General features: G+C 53.9%; 10 protein-coding genes and 3 pseudogenes. 7 read left to right on the top strand and 6 right to left on the bottom strand.

Going from position 1 to position 10,054, the window contains the following annotated elements:
• The 3 genes from Q0835_RS28725 to Q0835_RS28715 form a co-directional block, all read left to right on the top strand.
• Positions 1–533 (top strand): nitrilase-related carbon-nitrogen hydrolase (locus Q0835_RS28725; protein WP_298966715.1); only part of this gene is annotated, 533 nt, incomplete at its 5' end.
• A gap of 4 nt (positions 534–537) precedes the next feature.
• Positions 538–1,164 carry a TraH family protein gene (locus Q0835_RS28720; protein ID WP_298966714.1) on the top strand — a complete coding sequence of 209 codons (627 nt, stop codon included), beginning with the start codon at positions 538–540 and terminating at the stop codon, positions 1,162–1,164.
• 205 nt (positions 1,165–1,369) lie between these two features.
• Positions 1,370–1,528, top strand: a complete 159-nt coding sequence (locus tag Q0835_RS28715; protein ID WP_366142418.1) for a thermonuclease family protein — start codon at positions 1,370–1,372, stop codon at positions 1,526–1,528.
• On the opposite strand, the gene Q0835_RS28710 is transcribed toward Q0835_RS28715, so the two are convergent.
• Positions 1,525–1,749, bottom strand: coding sequence for a helix-turn-helix transcriptional regulator (locus tag Q0835_RS28710; protein WP_298966713.1), 225 nt, complete (start codon positions 1,747–1,749; stop codon positions 1,525–1,527). The two genes, Q0835_RS28715 and Q0835_RS28710, sit on opposite strands and share 4 nt — an antisense overlap.
• A gap of 256 nt (positions 1,750–2,005) precedes the next feature.
• On the opposite strand from Q0835_RS28710, the gene Q0835_RS28705 reads away from it, so the two are divergent.
• Entirely contained in the window at positions 2,006–2,365 is a 360-nt protein-coding gene (locus tag Q0835_RS28705; RefSeq protein WP_298966716.1) for a helix-turn-helix domain-containing protein, read from the top strand.
• 16 nt (positions 2,366–2,381) lie between these two features.
• On the opposite strand, the gene Q0835_RS28700 is transcribed toward Q0835_RS28705, so the two are convergent.
• On the bottom strand, positions 2,382–3,224 hold the full coding sequence (locus Q0835_RS28700) for a GIY-YIG nuclease family protein (RefSeq protein ID WP_298966712.1): 843 nt from the start codon (positions 3,222–3,224) through the stop codon (positions 2,382–2,384).
• Positions 3,225–3,635: 411 nt separating this feature from the next.
• Here Q0835_RS28700 and Q0835_RS28695 point away from each other — a divergent pair, with 411 nt between their 5' ends.
• Both Q0835_RS28695 and Q0835_RS28690 read left to right on the top strand, forming a co-directional pair.
• Complete coding sequence (locus tag Q0835_RS28695; protein ID WP_298966711.1) at positions 3,636–4,445, top strand: AbiJ-NTD4 domain-containing protein; 810 nt, start codon at positions 3,636–3,638, stop codon at positions 4,443–4,445.
• A 144-nt stretch (positions 4,446–4,589) separates the two neighbouring features.
• Positions 4,590–5,756, top strand: coding sequence for an Abi family protein (locus Q0835_RS28690; protein WP_298966710.1), 1,167 nt, complete (start codon positions 4,590–4,592; stop codon positions 5,754–5,756).
• A 7-nt stretch (positions 5,757–5,763) separates the two neighbouring features.
• Here Q0835_RS28690 and Q0835_RS28685 read toward each other — a convergent pair.
• Both Q0835_RS28685 and Q0835_RS28680 read right to left on the bottom strand, forming a co-directional pair.
• A pseudogene (locus tag Q0835_RS28685) lies at positions 5,764–5,919 on the bottom strand (IS110 family transposase); the annotation flags it as partial.
• The gene (locus tag Q0835_RS28680) at positions 5,844–6,062 is read right to left on the bottom strand and encodes a hypothetical protein (protein WP_298966720.1); all 219 of its coding nucleotides are present in this window, start codon (positions 6,060–6,062) and stop codon (positions 5,844–5,846) included. The gene Q0835_RS28680 and the pseudogene Q0835_RS28685, both read right to left, overlap by 76 nt.
• Here Q0835_RS28680 and Q0835_RS28675 point away from each other — a divergent pair.
• Positions 6,043–6,766 (top strand): annotated as a pseudogene (locus tag Q0835_RS28675) (transposase); the annotation flags it as partial. The gene Q0835_RS28680 and the pseudogene Q0835_RS28675 overlap by 20 nt on opposite strands.
• Before the next feature lie 21 nt (positions 6,767–6,787).
• Here Q0835_RS28675 and Q0835_RS28670 read toward each other — a convergent pair.
• Positions 6,788–7,528, bottom strand: a pseudogene (locus Q0835_RS28670) (transposase); the annotation flags it as partial.
• A gap of 181 nt (positions 7,529–7,709) precedes the next feature.
• Complete coding sequence (locus Q0835_RS28665; RefSeq protein ID WP_298966709.1) at positions 7,710–9,464, bottom strand: hypothetical protein; 1,755 nt, start codon at positions 9,462–9,464, stop codon at positions 7,710–7,712.
• Between the last annotated feature and the right edge of the window lie 590 nt (positions 9,465–10,054).

The raw sequence follows: 10,054 nt of genomic DNA, 5'->3' as shown, positions 1-10,054 counted from the left end.
TCGCCATGGTTCGCGAGAAAGCCGGGCAGGGGGTGAAAGTCGCGGTTCTCCCGGAGAGCGCTTTAGGACTATGGACGCCGACGACAGAACGGCTCTGGACGGATGCCTTGTCGGATCTGTCAGTGACGGTGATCGGGGGCGCCGCGGCCATTCAAAAGAGTGGCTATGACACGGTGATGGTGGAGATCTCAGGAAGCGGTGCGCGGATCCTCTATCGAGAACGCATGCCGGTGCCGGTTTCCATGTGGCAGCCTTGGCGCAGGCTCACAGGAGACGGCGGAGGAGCCAACGCCACCATATTCGACAATCCAGTTATGCAGGTCGCGGGCTATCGCGCAGCGCCGTTGATCTGCTACGAGCAGTTGATTATCTGGCCTGTCCTGCAATCCATGGCTATGAACGCCGATATCATCGTGGCGATCGCCAACGGCTGGTGGACGGGCGGAAGCAACATTACCGCTATTCAGCGTGCCAGCGTCACAGCCTGGGCAAAGCTGTTCGACGTTCCGCTGGTGATCGCATTCAACGAGTGAAGCCATGATAGATGCCGCCCTGATTGAACAGTGTGCCGACCCTTCCTTGACCTCAGCCATCGTTGAGGAATTCATCGCGGCGGCAGGATCGGAGGACCCGTTGAACGTGACCGTTCGGGCCGGATCGAAGACGTTTCTGGTTCGGCAAGCTAAGTCTCCGCAAGAGGCCATGAAGCTGGTTCAGGATCACCTCGGCAAAGCCGTCGTGCGCGTCGGGCTCACGCAATATCCCGTTGGCATTGGCGTCACCGACAAGTCCCAGGTCACGGCGGATGTGTTCGACACCTGCAACAACATCAAGATCGGGACCGCCCTGTTTGCCCGCGTCTATCGGGTCGTGACGAAATGGTATGGCACACCGGTTCAAGAGGCGTTCGAAGACGCCATTGAGGCATACCAAACTGGGTATTTCGACGGCGAGTATGTGTTCACGGCGAAAGACCCAGGAGAGAGCGTTGAGCTGGCGGCTCCGGACCCGGCCGCCTCAACGGAAGGCGCGCCGGTGCCAGAGGCTGACAACGCGGGTCCGGACCCCAGGAATGAACTCCGGCAACAGCTATGGGCGCAGGATCCAAACAAGGCGGACATTGGCGTTGATCTGTCCGGAATAGGGGACTTCAACAGAGAATGACCAGCCACATCGTTATTGCCGTATATCTCTGTGCTGCGACGTGCCAGCCGCAGCAATTGCGCGTTTGGGACGGCGACAGTTTCCTGATCGGCATGAAACACGGCTCGGAGCGCGTGCGCATCCTCGGCCTGGACACTGCGGAGATCGAGGGAAAGTGTTCCTATGAGATCCAGATGGCACAGAAGCCAAACGCCGGCTCGCCGAGCTGGCGGACGGCCAGCGCATTCAGATCCTCCGAAATGGCAAGGACAAGTATGGCCGCACCCTCGCAAGGGTCTTGGTCAACGGCAACGATGTAAGCCAAATTCTCATCAACGAAGGGCTTGCCCGGCCGTGGCGCAGACATCGCGAGCCGTGGTGCTAATCTTTGGACTTTTTGTTGCGCCGAAGAAGCTCCATTGGATCCACATCAAGCGCCAATGAAATCTCATAGATCGTAATAATCGTGGGATTCCGCTTCCCGCGTTCCAGGCCGCTCAAGTATTGCTGGCTGATGCCAGTAGCCGCCGCAACGTCTTCCTGCGTCATATTCCGCTCGTCTCTCAGGCGGGCAAAGTTTTTTCCAACCAGGCGGCGCATGTCCATGCGCCCTTGATTGGCAGCTTACAAAATTAAAGTTTATCAACTATAATATGTATTTTGGGGTAAGCGTCGCCCGAAAACGCGAATTTTGGGAACCACTCGTAGTAGTGCGCGCGAAGCTATCGCGGAAATTTTGCCTGCTGTAGAAAAGTAATAAGACAACTACAGCACGCAAGCGACGAAGGGGTGCAAGGTGAGGAATATAAAATCGAAAAGACAAACAAGCGAAGCTGACATTCACATCGGGTCCAGAATTCGGATGCGGCGAATGATGATGCATATGTCGCAAGAACTACTCGCGTCGAACCTTGGATTGACCTTCCAACAGATCCAAAAATATGAAAAGGGAGCAAACAGGGTTGGCGCTGGACGATTGCTCGATATCGCAATCATTCTGCGCGTGCCGATCTCGTTCTTTTTTGAAGGCGCACCAAGGGCAGAGCTGCTTCCCGATGCGACCAGCGACGTTGCCAGTGATGCAACTGAACTGGTGCAATTCCTGACAGACAAAGATGCTGTTAGATTGAACGTTGCGTTCAAGGGGATCGCGGATAAGGCCGTGCGGGACAAGCTTGTAAATCTAACCGTGGCGATCGCCAACGATACGGATGAGGCCTAATCGGCCGCATCTATATTCAATTTGCGTTGAGACCATGTGCTTTCGCGCCAAGCTTTGTTTTCCAAAAGGCTTCTCGCGCAAGAATTTCCGTCCACGACATATCCGGGGAAGCGACCTCTAATATCGACACGCTGTAATCCCGGTGACCATGTTCCTTTAAAAGCAAATTCCCACCATGGCCGTTCGCAATGTAGTCGCGCCATCGGGCCATAAAACCGTCGTGTCCAGTCGCAGAGCCCACATATTGGCGGCCGTCATCAGTCACCAATAGGTAGACTCCTCCGACCGATGCCAATGCGGCTTGCCAAGTTTGTGGCAAATAAGCGATCTCGCTCAGCCTACGCATGAAGCCTGAAAAGCCTGGAAACGGCGGTTCGTGGGCGGTCATTCGGATTTCCAGAATTTCCTTCGGTTGTCGATGGCTCCATTGGGACCAGGCCCGTGTTGAGGACGGGGCTCCCCATCGGATTAGAATGCGTTCGGAGAATTCCTGGCCTTCCTCAATCCATTCCAGATCGAATGCGTCGAGATCCGGTTTGCCGTGTTCGCTTTCGAGAACCCGCTCGTCCTGAAAAGTGGGCAACCGCGTTCCGTCCCAAGGCCATTGATCCAATATTCGGGTCGACCCCAAGAACAGCGCTGTAGCCGATCCATCCGGCAAAGTCGGACCGGGTATGAAATGACTGGCTATTTTGGCGCCGGTGTAAGGGGAGGGATTCTGTTTTTGAAAACTGGCGAAGCTGGCAAATGCGTTTGGGCCGCGTTGCCAGTGTGCAACGCCTCGCTGATCGTGTCGCAACAGACGAACGGTTTCGGTGGGCAGTTCCAATTTTTCCAAAAATTCTTTGAAATTGAACATGGATAAACTCGCACAATAGGTTAACAGACGTGACTAGTGTTTTATTCTTTGCTGATGCTCGTCACGAATGACCGCTTCGGGCAATAAATCCAAGTTGGACATTCATAGATTTTCGGCCCGATCTGTAAGGCTGCCGTTCGTCGCGTGACGTGCGACGTATCCTGAATCAAGGTTGTGCTTTGCGGCCTGGTGCCCGTTAGAGCTAACTAACATGAGCGACGTGCTCTCCGGTTGGAAGTCCAACGGAAATCCGTCGTTAATGGGGCAAAATCGAAACTGCATAACCTCCTTACAGGTCGCCGTCGTCGAACTTGGCGAAAAATCCGCCAGGTTGGATGACAGTCTGCAATGGAAAGGCTAGATCTAACACTCCTTGAGGCGTTAATTCGAGGCACAGGTCAGGCGCACATCATGGACGACTCCAACCAATCATTTTCCGAACGCTTTGGCTATCGCGGACCTGATGCTGAGATTACGATCCGCGAAGATGCACCCGAGATCGTCCGCGACGGGATCTTGATGCTTGGTTATGACGCTGGCTTTGGGCCGGACGGGATGCGAGAGCTTCTTTGTACCGTGTTGCTGAAGCGTCCTGGTCCCGGGAATTGGTCGCCAGGCAATGTTGAACACGAAGTGTCTGGGCTGATTGACGCCGCACCTTGGTACAAGGTTTACGACTTCGCTGAACGGCTATATCGGATGATCGGAGAACGTGACTACGACGGTGCGGCGCGTCAACGGTTTCAAAACCAACTGAACCAGCTTTTCCGCGAGCAAAGTGTTGGCTGGGAGATGAAAGAGGGCATTCTCGTCGCACGCGGTTCAGAGGCTTTTGCCATGGCTACAGGCCACGCGACAGAAGTTATGGCGAGATCCGGAGCGCCTACCGCAGCGAATGAGATCCACGAGGCTCTTCGCGATATCTCCCGTCGTCCGAAGGCAGACATTACCGGAGCCGTCCAGCACGCAATGGCCGCGCTTGAATGCGTTGCCCGTGAAGTCGATGGAAGCAACGATACGCTCGGCCAAATCATCAAACGGCTTGAACTGCCGGTACCAATGGACGGCGCTCTCCATAAACTTTGGGGGTTCGCCTCTGAACAGGGACGGCACATTCAGGAAGGCCGGGAACCGGCGTTCGAAGAGGCAGAACTCGTTGTGACGGTGGCAAGCGCCGTCAGCGTATATTTGCTTCGTCGTCGAGACGAGACCGCCGTCTGAATTCTAGGCGGCAATTTTGACGATCGTCCGAAAATTGTTGAACTCATAACCTGGGCGGACTATCTTCCATATTAACAACACCCCCCAGGCGACCGGTCTTCGGACCGAGCTCAATACCGGGGGGTTACTTTTTTGTGGGGCCACGTGCGATTTTCCAAGGCCGCAACGACGATTGACGAACAAGTCGCGCTGATCCAGGAACGGGGAATGCAGGTCGACGACATCGAAGCTGCCAAGAAGTGGCTCGAAGGTGTCGGATATTACCGCATGAGCGCCTATTGGCTCCCGTTCGAAGAGCCTCCTGCCGAAGACCAGACACGAAGTAAGAAGTTCAGGCCCGGCACGAACTTCACGAAAATCCACGACCTCTACGTGTTCGACCGACGACTGCGTGTTGTCCTCCTTGAAGCGATCGAGAGGATCGAAATCCATGTCCGGTCGCGCTGGACCTACCGCATGTCGCACGCATATGGATCTCACGCGCATTTAGATCACAACCTGTTCGCCGGGGCGACAAACCACGCCGAACAGCTCGTTCGGTTGGCACGAGCCGTAGAGAAATCGGAAGAAACCTTTATCCAGCATTATCGAACCAAATACACGGAGCCGTTCTCGCCGCCACTCTGGGCCTCGACGGAACTGATGACGATGGGCGAGCTGTCAAAATGGGTTCAGGCCACGAAGGACAACTCGATCAAGTCTGCAGTTGCCCGGGATATCGGCCTGCCGACACGTGAAACTCTGGAAGGTACCCTCCAGGTGTTCGCCTACGTCAGGAATATCTGCGCTCACCATGGTCGTCTGTGGAATCGCAGGCTGGTGAAACGGTTGCCATATATCCGGCGGTATCGCAATGACCTGGTCATCGCCGCCGTTCAAGGGCAACAGCAACCGGATAATCGGATCTACAACGTCATCGTTGTCCTGTTGCAGCTTCTTCATTCGCAGGCTACCGACAGCACCTATTTCGCTCGTCTGCGCGACCTCGTTGACGACATCGAGGATCAGGACAGGACGTCGATGGGTTTCCCCGACGATTGGCGAGACCAAGCGTTGAAGACCCGTGAGCGCTCGGCGCTCCGGTCAATTTATCCGCGGCCGCAGAGGCTAGGGCTTTTCCACCTGTGCCAAATGCAGCCGCAACACTGCGGGCTGGCGAGTGCCCGGCATCGGAGGCTGCTCTCCCAGCTTGATAAGAACCTGACGCCAATCCGGCCGCGCCGATCCCGGCTCCGGCAATTCCCCCCGCCACGCTGGCAGTTTGCCGGAATGCCGCGCCAGCGTAGTAGGATGTCCCTTGTCCGGATCTAATGACTTCCATAAGCTCGCGTCCCCAATAGTGGGCACTGCCACAGGCTTCCATCGCAACCAAGCACTTTGGTTGGGCCGTAAAGAAACTCAGAACCTGGCTACGCCGCAAGCGCCTGCAGAAAACAACTCCTCCTGACGGGTCTGCCCCATGAGAGCTATGGATGGATCTGGTGTTTGGGTGATTTGAATGACGGCGGTGCATCTGGTTGGATTGGCGTTGCCAAACATCCGACCCACCATAAGGACGCACCACCATAAGGACGCACCACCATAAGGACGCACCACCATGGACGAGACTACCATCATCGATTTTACCGGTCGAGACGTGATCGCTGATCCGTTGACCGACCTTCTTCGCAAGGGGGCACGGGAGCTTCTGCAAGCGGCTGTTGAATTTGAGAGAGATGCTTTTCTGGCAGAGTTCGCTGAGCGGCGGACGTCAGATGGCCGCGCGGCGGTTGTTGGCAGCGGTTATCACCCGGAACGCGCCGTTCAGACGGGGATTGGGCCGGTCACTGTCAAAGTGCCGAAAGTTCGGGCGAAGGACGGTAAACCGGTGACGTTCCGCTCGGTGCTTGTGCCGCCCTATGTGCGTAAGGCCAAATCCATCGAAGCCGCGCTGCCTTGGCTCTATCTCAAAGGGATTTCGACAGGCGAGATGGACGCCGCGCTGAAAATCCTTCTCGGCCCTGAGGCCACGGGCTTCTCTGCCAAGACGATATCGCGTCTCAAAGGCCAATGGGCCGAAGAATACGAGGATTGGCGCAAGGCGGATCTGAGCCGCGATGAATGGGTCTACATCTGGGCAGATGGCATCTACAGCGGTCTGCGCGGAGCCGATGACAGGCTGTGTGTGTTAGTCGTCATCGGCGTCAACGCACGCGGAGAGAAGCATTTCCTGGCCATTGAAGACGGCGTTCGCGAAAGCACCCAGAGTTGGCGTGAGGTTGCTGTCCCTTCAACATCGTGGACTGAGCGCGCCGAAACTGGCCACAGGCGATGGCTCCGTGGTTTTGGTGTTTGTCCTGGTAGAGCGGTGTCATGCTCATGTATTTTCGGGCAGACCATTTGCCGGCTGCGATATGCCTGAGCCTGGCCGCGGCCAGGTTCAGGCATGATTGACCGTCCGGGAACGCCCCGACGACCCGCGTTCGCCGCCGGATCTCCTTCATGATCCGCTCCAGAGGATTGTTGGTTCTGATCTTGCGCCAATGGCTGTCCGGAAAGCCGTAAAAGGTCAGTGTCTCGCCAATGCTCTCCACAAGTTCTCGGCAGGCGTCGGAGATGATCAGCTTCACACCGCTCAAACCCCGGTCAACCAAATGGCGCAGAAAGTTCGACCAGCCGGACTTGTCTTCCTTGGCGCCCTCGCAAATGCCAAGGATCTCCCGGTAACCTTCGGAATTCACCGCACTGGCCACCAGCAGCGAGACATTCCGGACTTCTCCGGCCCACGTCCGCTTCATCACGATCCCATCCAAGTAAAGATAGGGATGCTCGCCTTCGATCGGACGGTTCCGCCATTCCTCGATCTTGGCATAGATCTTCTTGTTCAGATTGGAAACCGTACCGGGACTGACACGCGTGCCCCATAAGGCCTCGGTGATGTCTTCTACCCGGCGCACTGAAACGCCCGCCAGGTACATCTGCATCAAGGCTTCCTCGACGCTGCATTCCCGCCGTTGGTAGCGCTCGATGATGGCCGTCTCGAACGTCTGACGCCGAAGCTTCGGCATCTTCAGCTTCACTTCGCCCGCTTTGGTGTGCAGCGAAGGACGTCAGGACACGCGGGCGTGCAGCCGGAAATCGCGCTTTGCCAGGTCGATACCGATGATGGGAACCTCGGACATAGATGTTCTTTTCCTCTGTGATGGCTTCGGCACTCATCACATTGGAACATTGAGAAGCCGTCGGGAGGGGGCATCCACGCCATCAACAGAGCCCATTTGATGTCTATTGGGGGCCTCTATCGGTCAATGGGATTATCACATTGTTGTGTTCATCTCTATAAGGTCTGTCCGCGAGGAATAGGGTGTAAGCTGGTGACAACATAACGTGTTTAGTCTCAAGGGTGGGAGGCGAGTTCATGAGTGACACTGCGCCAAATCTGTCCGAGTCGATTTCAAGACAAAATCCATTCCTGGTTGCAGCAAAACTTCCTCCTGGCCCCAGAACCGCTGAAACGACAGTGTGTTGAGTGTATGCATCTCCAACGTTCATTGCATGTAGTTTATTCCTATCAACACGGTTCATGGTGACGAATCTTCTCGGTTTTTCGAAAATATCTGGTCCCATAAGGGTTTTATTATCATCTTTGACCGTAGACATCTTATCGAGCCCTGAGTGCAGAGTTGCCAAATAGGGTAAATATGACAATCTGTCTTGGATATTATTGGGATTGTTTTGATCCGTACTGGTTCTCAGGGTATGGTTCGCATGGACGAAGATATTGTTCGCAGACTCGTGATTGGCCCGTTCTGCCGGTAACTGAGCATTGTTACCACTAAAATTCTGCATGTGATGATCATATCTTTGCCAATAAGTTATGGCAGCTGCTTCATTGTTGGTAAGTTTGTTTACGGTAGAAATATATCTCTTGGCGGCTGCAATCCTATCCCGAAAATCCGGGCTGCTCAGTGCATGTGAATTGCTGCTACTAGAGCCGTGACCATTTACAGTTTGGATTTCACTCATCATTAATCTAGAAACATTTGCGGCAACAGACAACCAAGCCCGACTCGCAGCCATAGCCACTTTGGAGTTTGCTGAGTTTCGATAGGGCACATGTGACCCTCTCGTGACATAGTTTGAAATTGCATTGTCTGCTTTTTCAGACAACTTTTTTGCTTGCTTCATAAGAGAATGGAGTTCTGATTTTATTGTTCTTGTGTTTCTACTATCGGATCTAGAAGGATGTGTCTTGCTGTCAACAAACTCAATCAAGTCACTGGTTGTGGTTTCCCCACCGGGTAATCCTCTTCCCATGGTTGCCCAACGATGCGAGTATTTGTCGCCGTCCGAAAATGCGTGACCTCCGTTGATGCCGAAGGTGGCATGACTCTCGTTTAACTGGAATTTTTGGTGAACCATCGCCAAGAAACGGTTCTCCAACCCTTGCTTTGACCGATGTTGCGCAGGAATTTCCGTCTCATTCAGCCCAGTAAGAAGCCCCATGAGCTGACCGTATTGCATGGACGATAACCGGGATAGGCTCGAATCGCTGTTTCCAAAATGCTTCGCTGACGGAATATGATTGCCAGCAGAAACCGAAAAACTCTTTTTCCTCAAATATTCGTCAGTAACTCCGCCTTTCATCTTCGGTTGCAGGGTCCAGTTCTGAGTTTTATCTGAGCGGGTGGCCACAAGTCCAGTGGCGGGCTTGCCCTCAAGGTTTATTACATCAGCACGATGACCGGATGTCTCGTGGACTTTTGTTTGAGCTGCGTCACCAATGACAGCATTTTGAACATTCCCATTGGTCGGGTTAATTGCGTCGACAATCTTGGTTGAGGTTTGCGAAGTCTTTAAAGCTTCCGCAAACACATTGCTTGTATTCTTGTTCGATTTGGCGTGTGATCCCGTGTCTGGAGAAGCATCGCTCACCTTTGCAGAAGTCTGTTTGGCATAAGCATTGACTTTCTGGCTGATGGAGTTTTGGGAAGGTACGACTTGCTGCTGTGATTGGGGAGAGGTAGGCGTAATGGTCATTGCAATAATCCTGTTCGTGGATTGCGAAACTGATGTGAGCAAGCATTGCTCTTCACATCAAATGGAGTCGGACCATACGAGCTTTCACGACAATTGATGTCCTGACAGAGACTTTTGTGAAATTCCAAGATATCGAGCGTACAATAAACTTGAGTAATGTTCTAATAAGAGTGGGTTTAGATCTTCGCAGGCCGAAAACTCATCATTGTTGGTATTGGTTAAGGAAAATTCGAAGATAGCACCATCCCGGTGGGCATTGTCATTTGTGGACAGCCCCTGATTTGCAAGAGTTTTCTTTTGTGATTGCGCTGGCAGAGGCGCCGCAAGTGGCCGACTTTTAACCGCCCATTGGCCTGATTTTGCTCCGCCGTTGATACGAAAGCGCGGTGCCGGACCTTTGTTTTCAAAAACTCAATCATCGTAGAACTTCGGAGATCTTTTTTCAAGGAAGGCTGACATGCCTTCCCGTTGGGCAGGCAAGCTGTAAAGGGCGTGATAGTGACCTGCGACCCGTTCCTCATCCGGTTTAGCGCGGAGTCCTTCGGTTGATTTTTGACCTCATGCTGCCTGTGTTTGCAATGTCGTTTTTG

Source organism: uncultured Roseibium sp., assembly GCF_947499295.1.
GTDB lineage: Bacteria > Pseudomonadota > Alphaproteobacteria > Rhizobiales > Stappiaceae > Roseibium.
This window is presented reverse-complemented; position numbering and strand designations above follow the sequence as displayed.

Excerpts from the sequence above, each read along its gene's own strand:
- Q0835_RS28720 (WP_298966714.1), top strand. The coding sequence starts at position 538 with ATGATAGATGCCGCCCTGATTGAACAGTGTGCCGACCCTTCCTTGACC.
- Q0835_RS28710 (WP_298966713.1), bottom strand. The coding sequence starts at position 1,749 with ATGGACATGCGCCGCCTGGTTGGAAAAAACTTTGCCCGCCTGAGAGAC.
- Q0835_RS28705 (WP_298966716.1), top strand. The coding sequence starts at position 2,006 with ATGCGGCGAATGATGATGCATATGTCGCAAGAACTACTCGCGTCGAAC.
- Q0835_RS28700 (WP_298966712.1), bottom strand. The coding sequence starts at position 3,224 with ATGTTCAATTTCAAAGAATTTTTGGAAAAATTGGAACTGCCCACCGAA.
- Q0835_RS28695 (WP_298966711.1), top strand. The coding sequence starts at position 3,636 with ATGGACGACTCCAACCAATCATTTTCCGAACGCTTTGGCTATCGCGGA.
- Q0835_RS28680 (WP_298966720.1), bottom strand. The coding sequence starts at position 6,062 with ATGATGGTAGTCTCGTCCATGGTGGTGCGTCCTTATGGTGGTGCGTCC.
- Q0835_RS28665 (WP_298966709.1), bottom strand. The coding sequence starts at position 9,464 with ATGACCATTACGCCTACCTCTCCCCAATCACAGCAGCAAGTCGTACCT.